Genomic DNA, 19,499 nt, shown 5'->3' with positions numbered 1-19,499 from the left:
GTAAAGGCCCTTTGCTCCGGCCTAGGATGACGGGCATTTTCACCTGCCATCATTTACCTGTCGCCTCTCACCTCGTCACCATTCACCCCATCACCTATATTTACGCAATGGCAGAGAAATCCAGTATTTTCGACATGATTGGGCCGGTGATGATTGGGCCGAGTTCCTCGCACACGGCCGGGGTAGTGCGCATTGCCCGCGCCGCCATCCGCATCCTGGGCAGCACGCCCACCCATGCAACCATCACCTTTTATAATTCCTTTGCCCGCACCTACGAAGGCCACGGCTCCGACCGCGCCATTGTAGCCGGGCTGCTAGGCATGCCCACAGACGACGTGCGCATCCGCGAGGCCTTCGACCACGCTAAGGAGGCCGGGCTGCAGTACACTTTTCAGGGGGTAGGTAATGCCTCCACCATGCATCCTAACACCATCCGGTTGCAGCTGCGCGATGAGCGTACAGGACAGGCCGTAGAGGTAATCGGGCAGAGTCGGGGTGGGGGCGTTATCCGGATTGTGGAGGTGGATGGCTTCCCCTCAGACTTCTCCGCTTCGCTGCACACGCTCATTATTGATGCCGACGACGTGCCAGGCTCCATTGCCTTCATTGCCTCTGTCATTGCGCATGATGAGTGCAATATTGCCACCATGTTCGTGTCGCGGAAGGGCAAAAACGACGCGGCGCGGCAGTTTATAGAAATCGACTCAGGTTTGCGCGACATCACTCTGGAGTACCTTCGCCAGTTGCGCTGGGTGCACCGGGTAACCTACATTCCTACCATCGACTAAGCACCTGCACGTTCCGGTTAACGGAAAATTTTGCCGGGTTCGTTGATTTTCTACTATCCCGCATTGGCAGACTGATACCTTTGGTGGCCTAGGCCACCGTGCTCAGGCTCGGCGCTAACCCTTCCTATCTGCCCAATCTCCTTTCACTATGAAGCGTTTCTACTGGCTGCTCATGAGTATGTCGGCCGGATTGCTGGCCGGAGCCCCGGTACTGGCCCAAACCCCGGTGCCCACGGCGCCGGCCCAACCGCCGGCCGGTGCGCTGCCCGCAGCTACCCCCACCGGTCCTTGGAGCCTGCAGCGCGCCATCGATTACGCCTTGCAGAACAACCTGACGGTGCGCGGGCAGCAGCTCACCTCGGAGCTCCAGAACGCAACCCTGCGCCAGAGCCGGGCCGCGCTGCTCCCCACGGCCAACCTTTCCGGCACCCAGGCCTGGAACTACGGCACCAGCCTTGACCCGCTGACCAACGACTTCGTAAGTCAGACGATCCGCTCCAATAACTTCTCCGCCAACTCCCAGATTACGCTGTTTTCGGGGTTTCAGCTGCGCAATACCGTGAAGCGCAATGCCCTCGACTCTAAAGCCAGTGTGCTGGATATTGAGCAGGCGCGCAACGATTTGTCGTTGAACGTGGCCTCTGCATTTCTGCAGCTGGTGCTGGCCGAGGAGCTGGTTCGCACCAATGAGGTGCGCCTGAGCAGCACCCGCTCCCAGGTGGAGCGTACTCAGAAACTGCTGCGGGCGGGCTCGGTGCCGGAAAGCAACCTGCTGGATATTCAAGCCCAACAGGCCAGCGACGAGCTGAACGTGATTACGGCTCAGAACCAGCGCAACCTCGCCCGCCTGACCCTGACGCAGCTGCTGAATCTGCCTTCGCCCGCGGGTTTTCAGATTGAGGTGCCGCCCCTGGCTGACCCCGACGACGAGCCCTTGCTGGAAGCCGACCCCGACGGTACCTACCAAACGGCGCAAAGCCTGTTGCCCGAGATTAAGGCCGCCGACCTGCGGGTGCGCTCAGCCCAGTACAGCCTCGATATTGCCCGCGGCGGCTACTACCCCCGTCTGGCCTTTGGAGCCGGTATTTTCACTGGTTTTTCTTCCTCGCGGCTAGCGCGGGTGTTCAGCGGCGACTCCACGGAAGCAGTGCAGATTCCAATATTTCAGCCTGACTTATCGGGGCGGCCCGTACCGTCCCAGTATTTCCTGCTCCAGCCCGGCCAGCCGAACTCCGAGTTTTTGCCCTCCAAATTCTCGAATCAGCTAAAGGACAACTTGGGTAAAAGCCTGCAGTTCTCGCTGCAAATCCCGATTCTGAACGGGCTGCAAACCCGCACCAGCGTGCAGCGTGCTCAAATCAACATTCAGCAGCAGGAGCTGCGGGCCGAGCAAACCCGCCTGACGCTCCGCCAGAGCATTCAGCAGGCCTACGCCGATGCCATTGCGGCCCAGCGCCGCTACCTCTCTTCGCGCCGCCAGGTGGAGGCCCTCACGGCGGCCTACCGCAATGCTGAAATCCGCTTTAATAATGGCCTGCTTAACGGCACGGAGTTCAACATTGCCAAAAACAACCTGACGGCCGCCGAATCGACGATGATTCAGGCCAAGTATGAGTTCATTTTCCGCCGTAAGGTGCTGGATTTCTACCAGGGTCGTCCTATTTCTTTGTAAATGAGCGGATAAGTAGAATGGCTGCAGTGCTTCCCGGAAGCTTCCGCTATTCCCTCCCTCACTCATTCGCTCATTCATCCATTCACTCATTGATTTATGCGAAATAACCGCACCCTGTACATTCTGCTGGCAGTATTGCTGGTACTGATTGGCGGCATCGTGGTGGCGAAAAAACAGGGCTGGATTGGCAAACCAGCCGGCACTGAGGTACTGGCCGCCAAAGCAGCGCCGGCTACCATTGTGGAGAAGGTAAGTGCCTCGGGTAAAGTACAGCCCGAAACCGAAGTGAAAATCTCGCCCGACGTATCCGGCGAAATCACGGAACTGTACGTGGAGGAAGGCGACTCGGTGCAGAAAGGCCAGCTGCTGCTGCGTATTCGCCCCGATAACTACCAAGCTGTGGTGAGCCAGCAGAGCGCTGTAGTGGGCACCCAGCAAGCCAACGTAGCCCAGAGCCAGGCCCGCCTGCAACAATTGATAGCTACCGCTCGCCAGACCGAGCTGACCTATCGCCGCAACGCCTCCCTGTTTAAGCAAAAGGTGATTTCGCAGGCTGATTACGAAGCCAGCAAGGCCGCCTATGATGCCTCGCAGGAAGAAATTAACTCGGCCCGCCAGAACATTCGGGCGGCCCAGAGCAGCGTGCGCAGCGCCCAGGCCGGCCTAGAGGAAGCTCGCAAAAACCTGAATAAAACCACCATTTACGCGCCCGTAAGCGGCACAGTGAGCAAGCTCAACGTGAAAAAGGGCGAGCGGGTAGTAGGTACCTCCCAGATGGCTGGTACCGAAATCATGCGCATTGCCAACCTCAACAACATGGAGGTGCGGGTAAGCGTGAATGAAAACGACATCATCAACGTAGACCTGGGCGACTCAGCTGAGGTAGAAGTGGATTCCTACGCTAGCCAGGAGCAGAAATTCCGGGGTATCGTAACGGCCATTGCCAACACGGCCAAGGATGCCCTCACCGCCGAAGCAGTTACCGAGTTTGAAGTGCGTATCCGCCTGCTGCCGGAGTCCTATCGCAGCCTGACCCGCACTATCAAGGGCCGCACCGTGGTGCCGTTCCGCCCCGGCATGACGGCCTCCGTGGACATTATCACCAACCGCAAAGCTAACGTGCTGAGCGTGCCCCTAGCCGCCGTCACGACCCGCTCCGACAGCGCCCGCACCGCCAATGACGACCAAAAATCGACCCCAACGGTGCGCGTGGGCCGGGGCGGTAGCGGCGGTGCTACCCCCGCGCCAGCCGCCGGCCCCAAGGATGATGTGCAAGAAGTGGTGTTCCTCATTCGCAACGGCAAGGCCATCCTGACGCCCGTAAAAACCGGTATTAGCGACTTCCAGAACATGGAAATCGTGAGCGGTATTCAGGCTGGCGACCAAGTAGTGAGCGGGCCATTCCGGGCCGTATCCAAAACCCTCAAAGACGGCTCCCTCGTTGTTATCAAGGATGTCAAGACGCTTGATAAGGCCGCTCTGAAGGAAGATGGTGGGGGCGAGTAAGCAAACCCGTAGAAAAGTTACTGGCTCAGCTTGAGCCGCTAACCCTTGCCGGAGGGCCGCTCTTGCAGCACGCAGGGGCGGCCTTCCGTTTTTTTTACCTAAGATTGACGTAGCGGTGAAATGATGAAGTGGTGAAATGGTGAGTTGTTTCGTTCGGGCCGCGCTGCCTGAACGACAAATCTACCAACGACGACCACCTCACTATTTCACCATTTCACCACCTTCCCACTTTCCCACCCCTTGGAAAAAATAGCCATGCTTGGCGGCGGCTCCTGGGCCACCGCGCTGACCAAAATTCTCTCTGAAAATGGCAGCCGCGTCCACTGGTGGATGCGCAGCAAGGACGACGTGCAGCACCTGCTGCGCACCCGCCACAATCCGCGCTACCTCTCCTCCGTCGCCCACGACCTGAACCGGGTATTCCCCACCAATGATCTGGAAGATGCTGTGCGCGAAGCCGATTGGCTGGTATTGGCCGTGCCGGCCGCGTTCGTGCAAAGCACCTTGGATAAGCTAGACCGCGACGCACTCAAGCACAAGCGGATTATTTCGGCCATTAAGGGCATGATTCCGGGTAAAAATGTGCTGGTGACGGATTACGTAGCCGAGCGGTTTCGGCTTCCGCACACCCGCCTGGGGGTAGTAGCTGGTCCCTGCCACGCCGAGGAGGTGGCTCTGGAAAAGCAAAGCTACCTCACCATTGGCTCTCCCGACGGTGACTTGGCCGAAGACTTCAGCCGCCTGCTGCGCAACCGCTACGTAAAGGCCAACCCCGCCCAGGACCTGGATGGTATTGAGTACTGCGCCGTGATGAAAAACATCATTGCCCTGACCTGCGGCATTGCCCACGGCCTGGGCTACGGCGACAATTTCCAGGCCGTGCTGGTTAGCAACGCGGTGCAAGAAATCCGCCGCTTCGTGCACGCCGTGAACCCCCAGCCCCGCGACCTGTCGGCCTCCGCCTACCTCGGCGACCTGCTTGTTACGGCCTATTCGCAGTTTTCGCGCAACCGCACCTTCGGCAGCATGGTAGGCCGGGGCTACTCCGTGAAATCGGCCCAACTGGAAATGAACATGATTGCCGAGGGCTACTACGCCGTGAAAAGCATTTATGAGATGAACCGCAAGCTGCAGGTGAACATGCCCATTACGGCGGCCGCCTACCACATCCTCTACGAGAAGATTTCACCCGCTATTGAGGTAGAATTGCTCAAGGAGAAGTTTAAGTAGAATGGAAACAAGGGGTACTGGAGAATCCTGGCGCACAAGCTGGTATTTTGCGTTGGGCGCTGGCTGGTGCGGTTTTCTGTTACTAGCTGGTTCCTGGCTGCTGGCCGGCAAGCCGTATTGGCTGCAGCTTATGGATGGCACGAGCGGATGGACTATTTACCCGCCTTTATCCGCTCTGCCTCAGGCCATTCCAGGAGGAGAAGAAACTGTGCGGAGCTTGCTGGAAACAATAGGGTGCGGTGGTCTCTTTCTGGCGGCGTGGCTGCGAGCATGGTGGCAGCGGCGAACTCAGCAGGCCGTATCGCACAGCCCCTGGTTCAAGTGGTCTTTCCTGTTGTTAGTGCCGATGGTAATCCAGATAGGGGGCATCCTGTACACCGTCCGACTAATACGTGCCGCCGAAGCTGATGTATTGTGGCAAATGCGCAATATGCCGTCTGATACGACTGCTGTGGACTAGTTGCCTGACCCTGGGTCAGAGAAACCTAACGCATTTTGAAGGGGTATAGGAACAATTCAGCGGTTTTTCCGTCTGCTAGCCAACATCTCTCGCCTAACAGTTATCACATGGCCACCTGGGACTACCATAATTTCGACAACGACGCCGCGGCCGACCTGGCCGAGGAATTCCGCAGTAACCCCAACGAAGCGCTACTTTACGAAGTGCTGGCCACCGCCGCCGAGGCCGAGGAAGAGCTGGACGAGGAAGAAGCCAGTCAGGCTCTGGCTGCCGCCGAAATCGTAGCGGCTATCCAAGGGCATCCTACCCCTGATTTTCTGCCGGGCCTTACCCTGGCCGTAAACGGTATGGAAGCCGATGAAGACCTGGCAGAACTGGCTCAGGAAGCGGTAGAGGCCGTGCTAAACAGTTCGGCGCTGCAGGCACGCTGGGCCGAATCGGCAGATTATGAGAACTGGCAGCAGTTGCAGCAGGAACTGCTGGCTCGCTTAGCGGCGGAGTAGTATGCACTGGCTTGTATTAGCCCTGCTTACGGCGTTGTGCCTAGCCTTTTACAACTTCTTTATCAAGCTGGCCGCCGACCATGTTTCAGCGGCGGCAGGCGCGGTGATTCTGCAGTTGGTTGCGGCCGGTTTAGGCGGGCTGTGGCTGATCTGGCTGCGCCTGAAAGGACAGCCTCTGGAGCTAAGCGGTAAGGGCGTAGGCCTGGCTATTGCGGCCGGGCTAGGGGTAGGCCTGGCCGAAATCCTGACGTTTGTGGTGTTTAGCCGGGGTGTGCCCTCCTCGGTAGGTACGCCGGTTATTGTGGGCGGCTCCGTGCTCCTGACGGCCGTCTTAGGGCTGGTAGTATTGCGAGAGGCCCTATCGTGGCCGCAGGCTTTGGGCCTAGTGAGCATTGTGGTAGGCATAGCCTTGCTGGCCCGAGGGCACTAGTAGGGGTAGGCCCATTATATAAAGACAAGCAGGCCCGCCGGACAATCCGGCGGGCCTGCCTCGTTTTCGATGCACGTAGAGGAGTTACTATGCCTCGGTCTGGCACTGCTGGCAAACCCCGGCCAGCAGGTAGTCGCGCGACTCAACCTGAAACCCATGGGGTAGCAGCACGGGCGGAATCGTGACGTGGTCGAGGCAGTAGGTGTGCTGGCATTGGGTGCATTTGAAGTGCACATGGTCGTCGGAGTGGGCGTGCTCGCTGCAGTGGTCAGAGCAGGCCGCGTACCGGATAACATCGGTATTGTCGATAACCCGGTGAATCAGACCTTTCTCCTCGAACGTCTTGAGGGTTCGATAGAGGGTAATCCGGTCCGTATCGGCGCCCAGGGCCTGTTCCAACTCGTGGCTGGTAAGCGCAAAAGGAGAGCCGGTCAGTAGCCGCAGTACCCCACGCCGGACGGGGGTCTGGCGCAGCCCGTGCTGGGCCAGCATAGAAGTAAGGGAATCAGCAGAAGCTTTCATGATACCACAAAGATACTGCGCATTTTGCCGCCTTCAGTGCATACCACATAAACCTGTGGGCTCATAAATGCCCAAAGGCCAGAGCGGGGTAGCTCTAGCCTTCGCGTAGTGGTTGTGGAAAAGGAACGGGAACGGTTTCGGTGAGGAAAGGAAGATGCCCTTATCACCGGAGGGATGTACAAATGTGCTATAGTATGGTGCGTTTGCCAAGGCCAGTTCTCTATCAATTGTGACATGCCTAAAAAGTGATTCTGCTCACTTAGTAGGCAATATTTAAGAGGCTGAGCTGACTTTATGCTAGCCTAATGACCAAGGAAATAAGCAGAAAGTAGCAGGCTTGTGACATAGGCTCCTGTCAATAAAGAAATCTAAGCCGCACTGAACCCGTGTTATGGTAAAACCGCCAGCCCGGCACGCTTGCTTATTGGGGGCCGGTTTGCTCTGGTTAAAGGGGGTAGGAATTTTCAGCAAAGCCACCAAAGCAAGCTTTGTCCAGTGTTGAGAGGGTAGGCATACTTGAGGCTGTAGGTGCCGAGCAGAAAAAACAGCACCCGCAAAAGCGGCCGACATTACGAAGCTGAGTGCACCGGAAGCATCAGGGTCAGAACGTATTCGGTTCCTCGGTTTAGCTCACTGGTGGCTACTAGCTGGCCCCCGAGTCCTTTGGTCACTAAGTCATAGCTCAAGGATAAGCCAAGGTCAGCGGAAACATCGGGCCCGGGGAAGCGCTGAAACAGCACGGCTATAGCTTCGGGTGCAAGCCCCGGGCCATTGTCGCGCACCCGCAGCTCAACAGATTCGCCCGTCCGGTGCGTGTGCAACTCCACCTGCGGAATATAGCCCTCGTCGGGGTCAGCGTCTGCCTGGCGCTGCAGCACGGCCTGCAGTGCTGCGTTGAATATACCGATTAGCGCCCGACCAATATCTTGCCGCACAATCTGAACGGTGCCCACGGCCGGGTCCAGGCGCAGCAGCAGCGCCGCGTTGAAATAGCGGTTCTTGGCCTTTAGGTCGTGGTACGTCAGCCTCATATACTCTTCGGCCAGCGCGTTCAGGTTGGTTGACTGGCGTGGCCCGCTGCCATCCTGCGAGTATTCCAGCATGCCCCGCACAATGGAATCGGCCCGCTGGGCAAACTGTAGGATGCGGGTTTGATTCTGTATTAAATTCTGGAGCAACTCATCCAGCATTTCTTGGTCGTAGGGGCGCCCCAGCAGCTTGCCGACTTCCTGCCGCAGTTCGGCGCACAACTCGGTGCTGCTGGCGGCAAACTTGCGCACGGAACTTACCGGCCCCTGTATTTCGTAGGCTACTCCGGCCATTAGCTCCCCTAATGAAGCCATTTTCTCGCGTAGCACCAGTTGGCTCTGGGCAATTTTCAGCTCCTGCAAGGTGCGGGCCAAGTTGTCGCGCTGAGCCGTCAGCTGGTGGGCCTGGTGGGTTATCTGTTCGTTGAGGCTCTGTAAATGACGGTTGGCACGTTTCTGCTGGCGGTTGCTACGTCCAAGTAATATAGAAGCCAGTAGCAGCACGCCCAGGCCAGCTAGTAGCGCGGCCATGCGCACCTGCTGGGTAAGCTCCTGCCGCTCCCGCTCCAGCTGGCGCAGGCGCTGCTGCTCCCGAAACTCAATCACGTTGAGCTGCTTAACGCGGGTAGGGTCGTAGAGGCTGTCTTGGGCTGTGAGCAGTAGCCGCATGTATTTGAGTGTGCTATCAGGCTGCCGCTGCTGCTCAAATGCTCCGGTAAGCAGCTTGCTGTTGCGCACAATGCCCACCATAAACGGGAGCGAGCGGCCCAACACTAGAGATTTACGAGCGTAGTAAATGCAGGAATCGGGCTGGCGCAGGTTCTGGTACAGCTCGGCCATGTACTGATACGAGCGGCTGGCGCTTCGCCGGTCGTTTTCCGGAACGGCCGCCCGTACGCTCCGCCAGTAGAACGCAAGAGCCGATTGGGGTTTTCCCTGAGCCGCTTCCAGCAGGCCTAACTCGCGTAGCACGTAGGGGGCCGGGTTGCCCCAGCAACTACGGTTTAAGTTGTGAGCCTGGGTAGTAAGCCGCCAGGCTCGCTGCAGAAAAAACGCAGCAGAATCGTAGCGGCGCAGGCCTTCGTAGCTCGCGCCCACGTTGGTAAGCACGCTCACTAGCTGAGAGGTATCCCGGTTGGGTAAGTGCTGATAGAGGCGCCAGGCCCGAAAAAAGTACTGCAAAGCCGGACGGTAGTCATCCAGGGCGAAGTACAGCAGCCCGGTTTGGTTGAGCGTGCGCGCCTGGCCTTCCCGGTCCTGACTGGCCTCGTTAAGGTGCAGAGCCTGCAGATCAATCCGCAAGGCCTGGGGCAGGTTGCCACGCTCACCTAACAGCAAGGCAATACGGGAGAGGCAGCGCCCCTCGCCCTTCCGGTAGCCAATCTGCCGGGCTAAATCCAGTCCTTGCCGGGCATACCACTGCACAGAGTCGAAGCGGGAATAGCGGAAGGTGGCCGCCATATCCGCCAGCAGGAGCACACGGGTTGTATCGGTGGGCGCTTGGCGTAGCGCCAGCCGCAAGGCATGCGTTTGCGGACTTTGAGCCCTCCCAACCGAAATGCCCAGTCCCATCACCACGAACAGCAGCCCCAGTAAGCGTTTTATCATAAGGGGAAGGTACGCAGGGAACCCGGCCCCGAAAAATTACTGAGCCCAGCTCTCATCAGGTGTAGCAGCACCTCGCCACAAAGCAGGGGGTAGAAAAAGCATCATCCATATCTAGCTAGGCCTGCCTATGAGTAGGATGCAATAGAAAATGCTCGTTGGCTGGCTGCTGTCTAAATCCGACAGGAACGGTAGGCTCGTTTATACCGGCATACCCGACGTTGCTACCCCATGATTCCGCTATATACCATGGCCGGTGAGCCGGTTGCGTACGCCGATGATGCGTGCCAAGTCATTTATGATGGCAAAGGTGCCCTAGTGGCTTGGTTTGAACAGAAACTGCTGTATTCAGCCCAAGGCCGATATTTAGGATGGGCACACCAGGGCTGGTTATATGACCGTCACGGCCGGCCCGCTTTGTTTGCCGAGAATGCCATCGGCGGCCCCAGTCGGCCGGCACTTCCCAAGCAACTGCCCACGCTGCCCGCCCGCACCAGACTGGCTCGGCTGCCGCAGCCGCTCCCCCGCCTTCAGCCCCGGCCGGCCCGTCGGAGCCGTACTACCGAATGGTCATCTGTGTCTGGCTTGGCGTATTTTGGCCAGTAGCCGATAGTATTCTTGTGCGGTTAAGGCAAAAAGAGGGGGTAGGACCTTTTTATTTGGGCTGTAAATACGCCTAAATCTCCCATTGAGTAGCCACTTGTAGGAGGGCATCGGCCCCAGGTACGGAGCGCTGCGTTAGCAGGTCCAGGCATTTCCGTTGCAACTGAATATCCTGTACCAACGTCAGCGGGCGTTGCTGTCCGTAGCGCGCCGACATAAGTTGGGCCAGTAGCACGGCAGCGGTGGCAAACTGTTCGTCGTGCAGTGCGGCACGAAAAGCTACTTCGGTATCAGACATGGAGCAATAAGTTGTGATGCTCCACAAAAGGCAAGAAACATACCAAAGTACAACCCATAGGCTGCGTCTATGGGTGTATTGGCCTGGGTGATTAGTTGTTCCAACCAGGTGGGTAATGCTCAACGAGTTGGGCAATCAAGTGAAGAAGTCTTGTAGTATACGCAACACCCTTGGGCGTTGGGCTGATGCTCTGCAAGTGTAGCGGGTTATTTTGGTCACTGCTCGGCTAGGCTGTTTATCAGCCCTTGGTAAGGGGCGCCGGACTTTGCGCCAAGCCATTTCGATGAGTTGACCAACTGCTTGCTTAAACTTGATTGGATAGGACAGCAGAATTGGAGATGTAACCCGCCCTTTTAACAGATAAAAAGAGCCCCTCCGGTGCGGAGGGGCTCTTTACGAAATATAGCTGCGTGTAGCTGAATGCCCGATGGACCCTTTCCGCTGCCCACCGCGTTGCCCCCTTATGTCAAGTTCAAGTAAACGCCCCCGCAAAGCCAGCGAAGAAGCTGTGCCTGCTCTCTCTCATGCCGATCAGCTTCAGGCCCTGCACCAGCGGGAAGCCGGCAAAACGGTCATGTACAAGCACGATGCCTGGGGGCATATGGAAACGCGCTTTGTGCGCACACAGAACGTAGCAGCCTGGGAAGCCAAAGGGTTTCTGAGACGCTAAGCGCTAATAGTTTACCTTATACAAACAGTAAGCCTCTCCGGTGTGGAGGGGCTTTTTTGTTGGTTCTAGTTATTGTGCGGCAGCTTCTGGAGTGGCTGTCTGCTGGGCGCAGGCCATGTCCATATATAGGATATTCCAGAGGTGGCCGTCGAGGTCCTGGAAGTTACGGTCGTACATGAACTCCATTTCGTTTTGCGGCTGCTGCGGCACGGAGTGTCCCCCAGCAGTCAGGGCCGCATCAACGAGGCGGTCTACCTCGGCACGGCTGTCAACCGACACACATAGAATCATTTCGTTGGCCTGGTGCGCATTTACCAGCGGCTTGGCTGTAAACGACTGGAAGAACTCTTCCACCAGTAGCATCACGAAGATGGTGTCGCTAACGACCATACAGGTGCCTCTTTCGTCACTCATCTTCGAATCGAAGCTAAAGCCCAGCTGGGTGAAGAAGGCGACCGAGGCACTGAGGTCTTTGACCGGTAGGTTGATAAAAATGTTAGTTGCCATGTGCGCGATGATTAAGTGGGTACAGGGCAAAAGTATAGGCTAAAACGCTCTGATACGGTCACTGAATGCGACAACCTACAGGGGCGTTTGCGACAAATATTTTAGCAGTTATGAGCCAGCTTGCAGCCGGGGCTGGTATTGCAACGAAGGCAATACGGGGAGTGGGGGCGGACGTGACGGGGCCGGCGTGCACCTGCTGCTACGGGCCAACTAGGAATTTCACGCGGCCGCTAACTGGCTAGACTAATGCGCTACCTTATACTCCTCCTATGCTACCTGCTTCTACTGGATGTGCAGGCCGGCTCCATTAACCCGACGGTGCGGCGGCATGAGCCAAAGCGGCACCAGCTCAGCTACTGGTACGGCAAGCCGCCGGTGGCCCCCCGCACCAAGAAGTGGGGTTGTCGTACCGCTATAACCTTTAACGCATGCGCTACTTATTTCTACTCGCTTCCGTGGCGGTGCTGGGCTGCAAAAGCGTTCAAACCACCATTAACCGATACCGGAAACACGGCCACCACGGCTACGGCTGAGAAGCCTGATGTATGGCAACGGGCGCCGATGCTACTGCTGTAGAAGCCGATAAGCCCTAAGCCCTGGTGCAGGTCGTTACGGGCAACCAGCAACATACATCTGTCAACACGAAGGATGGCCAGAAGGGCGGGACCTCGGCTACGGCACCGCATGCTCAGGCTGCGGCTACCACCGAAAAAGAAAGTTGGCTACGGGCCGTGTTACCCTACGCGGCCGGCGTAGTAGCCTTGGGTCTGCTCTATTCCCTGATACCCCTCGGGCTCAGCGGCTCGGGCTGGCTGCTGGCTCTGCTGCGACGTGGGTGAAGCCGAGAACCAGAAACGAGCTTGCCTCGTATCTTCGGGCCTATACACCTTTTGCCCTATAACCAGAAATATAACCAGAAAGCCCTGGCAGCTAGCACCTGTTGGGGCTTTCACTGTTTTAGCTTCTTGAGGAGTAAACAGGGTAGAAGAGGCTTTTCGAGCAAAAGGGCATACCAAGAAAAAACCCGTTGCAAATCATTGATTTACAACGGGTTTTAAAAACTATGAACCTCCTGTCGGAAGCCTCTATTCTCTGGTCCCTACTGCTATCGTGCTCTGCCACCCCTTAGAAGCCGATTTATACCCGCCTAGTCCCGACTGCAAATAGTAAGGTCTGGTGTCAACCTGCTCCCAAACGGGCACACCAGACGGGCACACCGCTTTCTAGTGTGTCCGTTCTTCTTCCCGCTCCCGTAATTTATCGAAAGCCGTCAGCGTAGAGCTCAGGCGCTCCTTCATGCGGGTCTTGAGGTATTTGCGCGTGGTCGTCAGGCTGGCGTGGCCCACGCTGTCCTGAATGAAGACGATGTCGGTACCGCCCTCGTACTGCAGCGTGACGAAGGTATAGCGGGCCGTGTGGCAACTGACGGCCTGCCACAGGGGAATCGTGTTTTCCAAGCGTTCGGCCCCGCTGCCGCGCACGTGCGTTACTTGGCGCTTGAGGCCAGCGGCCCGGCACAGAGCCTTGAACTGCGCGTTCATGGTCTGGTTGGCTGGTACCGTGAGCTTGCCTTCGTAGCGCTGCCAGTTTTCGTAGGCCACCGGGTCCAGGGCCACGCGGATCTTGCGCAACTGGCGTCACGACGGCCTCTGCTGCTCTCGTCTTAACCGGCGCTGGCTTGAGCAGAGCGGCCAACTGCTCGGGCGTGTAAGTCACGCCGTCGAGCTCGGCTTTCTCCAGCAGGGTGGTGGCCAGCAGTTACAGCTCCGATAGCTTGCGGTTCATCTTGGCGTAGCTAAGCTCGGCCGACTTGATGCGCTGCTTGTCCTCGCGCCAGTTGCCGGGCTGGTAGCTCTAGCCCGTGCCCAGGCGCAGGCGCGATTCGCCTTGCCTGCCCGCGGCCTTGCTGCGGCCCCAGCGGGCATCGAGGTAAATCGGGCGGCGGCCGTCCGAGTAGACTTTGGTATGGAGGTGGAAACGGATGGGCATAGGGGAGGATAGCGGAATGGATAACCAAGGTAGCAAAACGCTAATTAGAGTAGTTAACTACCTTGGGGGCGGTATGTCACAATTCCGGGCAGAGTGGCCTGTACACGACGCACGGGCACCGATATCTTGGGTGCAGCCTTACACTCATATCCTACTTCTTCTTTGTGGGGTGTAGAACAAATCCATAATTGGTACGGATTTGCTAGTTTGCGGGGATGAAAAGACTTGCCGTACTTGCCGCCCTGTGGGGCCTGAACCTGGGGGCCGCGACGGCCCAGACCAACCCGGTGCTGTACCCAAAATTGAGCAAGACGCTGGACAGTCTGGCCTACGTCGACCAGTGGCCCATGCAGCAGATATTCAAGCAGCAGCCCGACAGCGCCGGCCGGCACCTGGTCGAGGTGGAGAAGGAGAACTACGCCCGTCACCAGCCGGTGCTGGAAAAGATCGTGCGGCAGGTCGGATACCCGGGCTTCCGGCAGGTGGGCGAGAAAAGCTCCAACAACTTCTGGCTGCTGGTGCAGCACGCCGACGCGCACCCGGCCTTCCAGCGGCAGGTGCTCAAACTAATGCTGCCCGAGGTGAAGCGCAAGAATGCCAGCGCCGCCAACTACGCCTACCTGATCGACCGGGTAGCCCTGAATGCGGGGCAGCCGTTGGAGTATGGCACGCAGGTGGAGTACAAAGGCCCAGGACTGGGGAAGGCCGTACCCCGGTCATTGCGCGACCCGAAGAACGTGGACAAGCGCCGCGCTGCGATGGGCATGGAGCCGCTGCAGCAGTACCTGGACTGGATGACTTCGTCGCACGAGCAGATGAACAAGCCTAAGTAAGCGGCATTGCAGAAGTAGATACAACCTACAAGCCCTTCTGGTGTGGAGGGGCTTGTAGGTTGATCATATACCCTAGCGCAACCGCTACTTCTACTCTTCTAACTACTGGGCCTATAAGCACACCCTGATTTACTAGAGCCACTTAGCCAGCCAACTCAGCCCTACTACCAGATACGTCAGCACACCTGAGAAAAACAAGAGCACAAAGGTGGTTCTTCCCGCCGGCGGATGAGCCGGGTTACGCCACCGTTGCCAAGCGTGGGAGAGGTAGGCTAATGCCCCGAAGCCGGTAGCTACAAAGAGTATATAGGCGGGAATAACGATGAGAAAGGTGGCCTCACCCTTGCAGCTATGTCTGGTCCGCTCGGCTTGTTCCGCCTGCCACTGGCTGTCGAGCAGCATCCACCCGAGGGTTGCCAAAGCCAGGAGTAGAGCATAGCGGAACTCGGGCAAGGAGGTGAAGGCCTTCATAGAAGCGACGGGTGTGGTTGCCTATAATGCAATGCAGTGCTCGGGAGTAACCTAAAGGGTAGAAATAGACAGCTCCAACTTGTCAAAGGCTGAGGCTGCTGCTCAAGAAAACATAGCTCTACCGCAGCACCCGCCGCTTTTGCTCCTCGAACGCCTGCTCAATCAGCATACCCTGGTAAGGCAGCTGCCACACACCTTACTTAGTCAAGGGTAGAAAGTTACTATTTGAATATACCTATCTTTAGGTTCGAAAAAACCAGTTTTTACAAATTTAATGCCTTCTGTACTATTCAAAGAACGTTACTTCGCGCTGGACGGCCTGCGTGCTGTCATGATGTTACTCGGTGTTGTACTTCACTCTGCTCTGCCGTATGCTACGTGGACCTTTAGTGTATATAGTGCCTACCATGACAGCGCACACACAACCCTGTTGAGTGGGGTTGCCTTTTTAATTCACTTGTTTCGAATGCCCGTTTTTTTTGTAATGGCGGGTTTCTTTGGAGGGCTTACGTGGCATGCGCATGGTGCACGAGGGTTGGTACGAAATCGGTTAAAGCGTGTGTTGCTGCCCTTAGGCGTGAGTTGGGTCGCCCTTTTTCCACTAACGGTTTTATGCGCTGCATTTACCATGCTAGGTGGTCCTAGTGGAGTTACTCGAGTAGTGCAACAACTGCATTCGGGCGCATTGTTGGCTCAAAATAACCTCACTTTGCCTCAGCTCGTGATGCAGCTAGGGCTCATTCATCTGTGGTTCCTGTACTTCCTACTGCTATTTTATGGCGCTATTACCTTACTGGTAATAGGCGTGCGCCGTCTGCCGCAGAAAAGCAAGAACTGGATCGATACTGCTTTTCAATGGGTAGTGGCCCAGCCTGCCGGTGTTCTGCTGCTAGCTGCCGTTACGCTGGCTACCATGCTAGTTATGCGTCCTGCCTATAAGGATGTAACCGGAATAGAAGGCACAAACGCCTTCCTGCCGCCACTGGCCATACCCCTAACCTATTTTGTGTTTTTTGTATTTGGCTGGCTTCTGTTTCGTCACAAGCATCTGCTTACCCGTTTTCGTAACCACGCGTGGTCGTATACTGGCTTCGGTTTGATAACAGCTGGGCTGTACGCCTTTTTAATTGTTTATCCTGTTTCTGTATCGGCTCATTTAGTACAGGTAGCGGTCGCCGCGCCAGCTATCTGGCTGCTATCACTGGGTGTAATAGGGTTGGCTATTCGTTATTTAAGCCAGCCTACTGAGTTGTTTCGATACCTTTCCGAGGCTTCTTACTGGGTGTACCTAGTTCACTTGCCCCTAACTTTATTGCTTCCTGGCCTACTGATAGGGGTGCCTCTTCCCGCACTGCTTAAGTTTATACTGATCTGCGCCAGTACAACGGTCTTTTCCTTACTGACCTATCAGTACTGGGTCCGCACTACCCGCTTGGGCGTCCTGCTAAACGGACGACGTCTGGCTCCTTACGCTTTTTTAGGCCGCTTCAAAAAAATGAACAAACGGCAACTGTAGCGTGAAGGCTACCAGTGCACTTGACACGCCCTCATGCTTACCTTAGGAACGCTTCAATTTAAGCTTAATACCATTCCAGGTATGCTGCATCAGCGTGCCCTAGAATTTCCGGACACCCCCTGCTACTTGTTTCCGGAAAGGGGGCAAACCTGCACTTGGCGCTCCTTATGGCAAGAAGTGAAAGCTGTTGCTGTTGGCTTGAGGCAGCTAGGCATACAACGAGGCGACCGAATTGCCATCTTGATGGAAGGGTGCGCCGAGCAACTCATTTGTATTTATGCCGCCATTGCGGCGGGTGGAGTGGCCGTTCCCCTAAGCACCTATCTCACTAAAGAAGAACTAAGAGGGTGCCTACTGGAGGCTAGGCCGGCTGTCTTTATCATAGGATCGGCTGAACAGCACATTGCATACACTCAACTGCAGGGTGTAGTCGCCGACCGGCCCGGAACGGAAGCTCTGTCAGATACCCATTGGATCCCACACCATGCGTTTGTGCTGGGTAGCGCGGTTGACTCCAGCTCCTTTTTCCGCAACTATAAAACCCTCAAGTCGGAGCCTAAGCCAGAATACCGTCCGGCAATAGATTCGCTTCCTGTGACTGTCCACACCCCAGCCTTCCTGCTTTTCAGCAGTGGTACGACCGGCAAGCCAAAAGGTATTTTGCGGTCAGCCGCTTCCTTTATGGCAAAGAAACCTACTGATGAAATCGTAAAGGCACCGGCTTTTCTTTCATTCTTTGCGCGCAAGGGAAACGTTTATGTAAATCGATTTGCCGGGCTTAGCTTGTTGCCCTTATATCACTTGGCGGGCATTGGGATACTGCTTACCCCACTTCAGGTGTGCAACATACGCCTGGCGATGCTCACCCGGTTCAACCCGGTTCGAGCCTTGCAGTCAATTGCTCAGACAAAAGCTCGTTTTCTGATGGGTACCCCCCATATGCTCCAAGCCATGATGGCTCTGGAGCCGGCTACTACGCAGCTGGAAAGTGTGTTAGGGATAATCTTTGCGTCGGCGGCCGTCAGGCCCCATGTGGTGAAGCAAGCCATACAAAGTTGTAAGAATCTGTATTTCTTCTCCGTCAGTTACGGCTCCACTGAAACTGGGGCAGTAGCAAATGGGACCTGTTTTTTACCCAACAACCGTCATGTAGCGGTATCGTTACTGCTGCGCGTGATGCGACGCTTGAACTATTTGGACGGTGAAATTGCCTTGGAAGCATTTTTCCAAACGACCGCTAGTATAGGTGGGAAGGTTGCCCGACAAGTAGAAGTGGGAATTTTAAGCCCTCATACTGGAGCATGGCTACCAGTAGGGCAGGAGGGCGAAATTCTGGTTCGCAGTCATCGGATTATGCCGTACCAACATACGGGCACTATGGACGCGCAGCAGGAGGAAGGCTGGTTTAAAACCGGTGATTTAGGCTACGTGGATGCACGCAACTGCATTATGATCACTGACCGCTTGAAGCACATCATTTCCAGGGGTGGGGAAAAGATATCTCCGGCGGAGATAGAGAAGATTATGCAACAGCAGCCTGGCATTGAAGAAGCAGTAGTGGTCGGCGTACCCGATGTGCTGTATGGCGAAGTGATAGGAGCGGCATTCACCGAAAAAACGGGAGGCGCCGTCTCTATTGAGGTGCTTCGCGAAACGTTGCAAGCGTCGCTTTCCTCTTTTAAAGTGCCTCAGTATTTCCTCCGGCTGTCCGCACTTCCACTGAATGCGAACGGTAAAATTGCGGTAGCAGAGGTCCGCAGTGAATTGCAGCACATGATTCAAGTGCAACATGCGTAAATATTACCCAGGTATTACCCTGTTTAAATTTGCCGGAGCCGTTATGATCGTGCTGGCGCACATCAAACCATTCCCGTTGAATGCAGTGCTTAACACCTACATTCCGAGCTTTAGCGTGCTCTGCTCTGTCGTTGTGTCGGGCTTCTACGTGATGGCAGGCTTTCTGGCCTGCAAAGGCTGGATGCACGCTGCGCAACCTAAGAAGTACATCCGCCAATATGTGATGTGGATAGGCAGAGTGTATGCACTATTCTGTCTCTTATCATTTTTCACCGATCCGCATTCGGTGGTACGGACTGGCAGTTTTGCCTACCGCAGCCTGCAATTCTATATAGAGCCTTTTTTGGTTGTGGGGCCCTATCGTCAACTATGGTTTATTCCGCCCTTAATAGTAGCAATAGTATTAGGGTATTGGGCCGAAAGAGGCCGCCGGCTGGTGGCTGCCGGAGCACTTGCCCTGCTGGGCTTCCTAGTAGCAGCTAGTGTGATTGGGCCATTACAAATTATAGTCAAACACATGCTGGGCGACCTGACCATCTACCGCTATAAGCATTGGATGCTAGTTCAGATCCTGGTCTATAATTATCTGGCATATGGATTCCCCTTCGTATTTGCGGGCATTTTCATCGCTAAATGGGAGAAACGGTTTGTAGAGCTTAACAAGTGGTGGTTACTAGCGCCAGCCCTGCTCTGGAGCATCGCAGAATTGGCGGTAATCATGGTTCTATACCCCGGAGGGTATCCTCATCAAATGATGCTCGCGCACCTGCCATTGACCCTCTTATTGTTTTATGGCCTGTTGAATGTAACCAGCCAGTGGGTGCAGCCTTATCATGGGTATCTTCGGCGGCTGAGCATAGTTCTGTTTTTTGCGCACTGGCCGCTCATCCATTTCAACGCCTGGCTTTTGGGCTTCCCTCTGACTCTGTTATCGCCCGGACAAACAGTACTGTGCATAGGGTTAACCTTTGGCCAGATAATATTACTCGAAAGAGTCATTGTGTGGCTGCAGCGAAAGTATATACCTAGTAGAGGCATTGCCCTCAACTCATAGGAGGTTCCATTAATTGG

20 protein-coding genes are annotated in these 19,499 nt (G+C 56.1%); 13 read left to right on the top strand and 7 right to left on the bottom strand.

The features are described from left to right. Positions 1-107 precede the first annotated feature (107 nt). From sdaAB to DNI29_RS17075, 6 genes are all read left to right on the top strand, one after another. Entirely contained in the window at positions 108-788 is a 681-nt protein-coding gene (gene sdaAB, locus DNI29_RS17105) for an L-serine ammonia-lyase, iron-sulfur-dependent subunit beta (RefSeq protein WP_110979444.1), read from the top strand. Between the two features lie 148 nt (positions 789-936). Beyond that, positions 937-2,460 carry a TolC family protein gene (locus tag DNI29_RS17100; protein ID WP_110979344.1) on the top strand — a complete coding sequence of 508 codons (1,524 nt, stop codon included), beginning with the start codon at positions 937-939 and terminating at the stop codon, positions 2,458-2,460. Between the two features lie 96 nt (positions 2,461-2,556). Next, on the top strand, positions 2,557-3,966 hold the full coding sequence (locus DNI29_RS17095) for an efflux RND transporter periplasmic adaptor subunit (RefSeq protein WP_110979343.1): 1,410 nt from the start codon (positions 2,557-2,559) through the stop codon (positions 3,964-3,966). A 240-nt stretch (positions 3,967-4,206) separates the two neighbouring features. Further along, positions 4,207-5,196, top strand: a complete 990-nt coding sequence (locus DNI29_RS17090; RefSeq protein WP_238388129.1) for an NAD(P)H-dependent glycerol-3-phosphate dehydrogenase — start codon at positions 4,207-4,209, stop codon at positions 5,194-5,196. Between the two features lie 567 nt (positions 5,197-5,763). Continuing rightward, positions 5,764-6,159 carry a DUF4259 domain-containing protein gene (locus DNI29_RS17080; RefSeq protein ID WP_110979341.1) on the top strand — a complete coding sequence of 132 codons (396 nt, stop codon included), beginning with the start codon at positions 5,764-5,766 and terminating at the stop codon, positions 6,157-6,159. Position 6,160: 1 nt separating this feature from the next. After that, the gene (locus tag DNI29_RS17075) at positions 6,161-6,589 is read left to right on the top strand and encodes an EamA family transporter (protein WP_110979340.1); all 429 of its coding nucleotides are present in this window, start codon (positions 6,161-6,163) and stop codon (positions 6,587-6,589) included. Positions 6,590-6,676: 87 nt separating this feature from the next. Here the strand turns inward: DNI29_RS17075 and DNI29_RS17070 are convergent, their stop codons facing one another. Beyond that, positions 6,677-7,111: a Fur family transcriptional regulator gene (locus DNI29_RS17070; RefSeq protein ID WP_110979339.1), complete on the bottom strand. Its 435-nt coding sequence runs from the start codon at positions 7,109-7,111 to the stop codon at positions 6,677-6,679. Between the two features lie 569 nt (positions 7,112-7,680). Beyond that, positions 7,681-9,747 (bottom strand): tetratricopeptide repeat-containing sensor histidine kinase, encoded by a 2,067-nt coding sequence (locus DNI29_RS17065; RefSeq protein WP_110979338.1) that lies wholly within the window; start codon positions 9,745-9,747, stop codon positions 7,681-7,683. A gap of 228 nt (positions 9,748-9,975) precedes the next feature. Here DNI29_RS17065 and DNI29_RS17060 point away from each other — a divergent pair, with 228 nt between their 5' ends. After that, positions 9,976-10,350, top strand: coding sequence for a 4-fold beta flower protein (locus DNI29_RS17060; RefSeq protein ID WP_110979337.1), 375 nt, complete (start codon positions 9,976-9,978; stop codon positions 10,348-10,350). 70 nt (positions 10,351-10,420) lie between these two features. Here the strand turns inward: DNI29_RS17060 and DNI29_RS17055 are convergent, their stop codons facing one another. Continuing rightward, the gene (locus DNI29_RS17055) at positions 10,421-10,645 is read right to left on the bottom strand and encodes a hypothetical protein (RefSeq protein ID WP_110979336.1); all 225 of its coding nucleotides are present in this window, start codon (positions 10,643-10,645) and stop codon (positions 10,421-10,423) included. A 463-nt stretch (positions 10,646-11,108) separates the two neighbouring features. On the opposite strand from DNI29_RS17055, the gene DNI29_RS17050 reads away from it, so the two are divergent. After that, positions 11,109-11,315, top strand: coding sequence for a hypothetical protein (locus tag DNI29_RS17050; protein ID WP_110979335.1), 207 nt, complete (start codon positions 11,109-11,111; stop codon positions 11,313-11,315). Positions 11,316-11,384: 69 nt separating this feature from the next. Here the strand turns inward: DNI29_RS17050 and DNI29_RS17045 are convergent, their stop codons facing one another. After that, a complete protein-coding gene (locus DNI29_RS17045; protein WP_110979334.1) occupies positions 11,385-11,822 on the bottom strand; it encodes a VOC family protein in 438 nt (145 codons plus the stop codon). Positions 11,823-12,421: 599 nt separating this feature from the next. On the opposite strand from DNI29_RS17045, the gene DNI29_RS17035 reads away from it, so the two are divergent. Next, positions 12,422-12,661, top strand: a complete 240-nt coding sequence (locus tag DNI29_RS17035; RefSeq protein WP_110979332.1) for a hypothetical protein — start codon at positions 12,422-12,424, stop codon at positions 12,659-12,661. A gap of 384 nt (positions 12,662-13,045) precedes the next feature. Here the strand turns inward: DNI29_RS17035 and DNI29_RS17030 are convergent, their stop codons facing one another. Continuing rightward, positions 13,046-13,453 carry a tyrosine-type recombinase/integrase gene (locus DNI29_RS17030; RefSeq protein ID WP_110979331.1) on the bottom strand — a complete coding sequence of 136 codons (408 nt, stop codon included), beginning with the start codon at positions 13,451-13,453 and terminating at the stop codon, positions 13,046-13,048. A gap of 223 nt (positions 13,454-13,676) precedes the next feature. Beyond that, a complete protein-coding gene (locus DNI29_RS25155) occupies positions 13,677-13,811 on the bottom strand; it encodes a hypothetical protein (RefSeq protein WP_262510231.1) in 135 nt (44 codons plus the stop codon). A gap of 215 nt (positions 13,812-14,026) precedes the next feature. Here DNI29_RS25155 and DNI29_RS17025 point away from each other — a divergent pair, with 215 nt between their 5' ends. Then, positions 14,027-14,644, top strand: coding sequence for a DUF6624 domain-containing protein (locus DNI29_RS17025; RefSeq protein WP_110979330.1), 618 nt, complete (start codon positions 14,027-14,029; stop codon positions 14,642-14,644). Between the two features lie 132 nt (positions 14,645-14,776). On the opposite strand, the gene DNI29_RS17020 is transcribed toward DNI29_RS17025, so the two are convergent. Beyond that, positions 14,777-15,115, bottom strand: a complete 339-nt coding sequence (locus DNI29_RS17020) for a hypothetical protein (protein ID WP_110979329.1) — start codon at positions 15,113-15,115, stop codon at positions 14,777-14,779. 274 nt (positions 15,116-15,389) lie between these two features. Here DNI29_RS17020 and DNI29_RS17015 point away from each other — a divergent pair, with 274 nt between their 5' ends. From DNI29_RS17015 to DNI29_RS17005, 3 genes are read left to right on the top strand one after another with little or no spacing between them, the layout of a single operon-like run. Continuing rightward, the gene (locus DNI29_RS17015) at positions 15,390-16,631 is read left to right on the top strand and encodes an acyltransferase family protein (protein WP_110979328.1); all 1,242 of its coding nucleotides are present in this window, start codon (positions 15,390-15,392) and stop codon (positions 16,629-16,631) included. 33 nt (positions 16,632-16,664) lie between these two features. Then, a complete protein-coding gene (locus DNI29_RS17010; RefSeq protein WP_110979327.1) occupies positions 16,665-18,428 on the top strand; it encodes a class I adenylate-forming enzyme family protein in 1,764 nt (587 codons plus the stop codon). Further along, positions 18,421-19,482, top strand: a complete 1,062-nt coding sequence (locus DNI29_RS17005; protein WP_123823296.1) for an acyltransferase family protein — start codon at positions 18,421-18,423, stop codon at positions 19,480-19,482. The genes DNI29_RS17010 and DNI29_RS17005 overlap by 8 nt, the downstream gene beginning before the upstream one ends. Positions 19,483-19,499 lie beyond the last annotated feature (17 nt).

It is taken from the genome of Hymenobacter sediminis (genome assembly GCF_003231285.1).
Lineage (GTDB): Bacteria > Bacteroidota > Bacteroidia > Cytophagales > Hymenobacteraceae > Hymenobacter > Hymenobacter sediminis.
This window is presented reverse-complemented; position numbering and strand designations above follow the sequence as displayed.

What these genes read in the sequence shown, in the direction of transcription:
- DNI29_RS17095 (WP_110979343.1), top strand. Translation starts at nt 2,557, where the DNA reads ATGCGAAATAACCGCACCCTGTACATTCTGCTGGCAGTATTGCTGGTA.
- DNI29_RS17060 (WP_110979337.1), top strand. Translation starts at nt 9,976, where the DNA reads ATGATTCCGCTATATACCATGGCCGGTGAGCCGGTTGCGTACGCCGAT.
- DNI29_RS25155 (WP_262510231.1), bottom strand. Translation starts at nt 13,811, where the DNA reads ATGCCCATCCGTTTCCACCTCCATACCAAAGTCTACTCGGACGGCCGC.
- DNI29_RS17010 (WP_110979327.1), top strand. Translation starts at nt 16,665, where the DNA reads ATGCTTACCTTAGGAACGCTTCAATTTAAGCTTAATACCATTCCAGGT.
- sdaAB (WP_110979444.1), top strand. Translation starts at nt 108, where the DNA reads ATGGCAGAGAAATCCAGTATTTTCGACATGATTGGGCCGGTGATGATT.
- DNI29_RS17005 (WP_123823296.1), top strand. Translation starts at nt 18,421, where the DNA reads ATGCGTAAATATTACCCAGGTATTACCCTGTTTAAATTTGCCGGAGCC.
- DNI29_RS17065 (WP_110979338.1), bottom strand. Translation starts at nt 9,747, where the DNA reads ATGATAAAACGCTTACTGGGGCTGCTGTTCGTGGTGATGGGACTGGGC.
- DNI29_RS17070 (WP_110979339.1), bottom strand. Translation starts at nt 7,111, where the DNA reads ATGAAAGCTTCTGCTGATTCCCTTACTTCTATGCTGGCCCAGCACGGG.
- DNI29_RS17015 (WP_110979328.1), top strand. Translation starts at nt 15,390, where the DNA reads ATGCCTTCTGTACTATTCAAAGAACGTTACTTCGCGCTGGACGGCCTG.
- DNI29_RS17025 (WP_110979330.1), top strand. Translation starts at nt 14,027, where the DNA reads ATGAAAAGACTTGCCGTACTTGCCGCCCTGTGGGGCCTGAACCTGGGG.
- DNI29_RS17075 (WP_110979340.1), top strand. Translation starts at nt 6,161, where the DNA reads ATGCACTGGCTTGTATTAGCCCTGCTTACGGCGTTGTGCCTAGCCTTT.
- DNI29_RS17050 (WP_110979335.1), top strand. Translation starts at nt 11,109, where the DNA reads ATGTCAAGTTCAAGTAAACGCCCCCGCAAAGCCAGCGAAGAAGCTGTG.
- DNI29_RS17100 (WP_110979344.1), top strand. Translation starts at nt 937, where the DNA reads ATGAAGCGTTTCTACTGGCTGCTCATGAGTATGTCGGCCGGATTGCTG.
- DNI29_RS17080 (WP_110979341.1), top strand. Translation starts at nt 5,764, where the DNA reads ATGGCCACCTGGGACTACCATAATTTCGACAACGACGCCGCGGCCGAC.
- DNI29_RS17020 (WP_110979329.1), bottom strand. Translation starts at nt 15,115, where the DNA reads ATGAAGGCCTTCACCTCCTTGCCCGAGTTCCGCTATGCTCTACTCCTG.
- DNI29_RS17055 (WP_110979336.1), bottom strand. Translation starts at nt 10,645, where the DNA reads ATGTCTGATACCGAAGTAGCTTTTCGTGCCGCACTGCACGACGAACAG.
- DNI29_RS17045 (WP_110979334.1), bottom strand. Translation starts at nt 11,822, where the DNA reads ATGGCAACTAACATTTTTATCAACCTACCGGTCAAAGACCTCAGTGCC.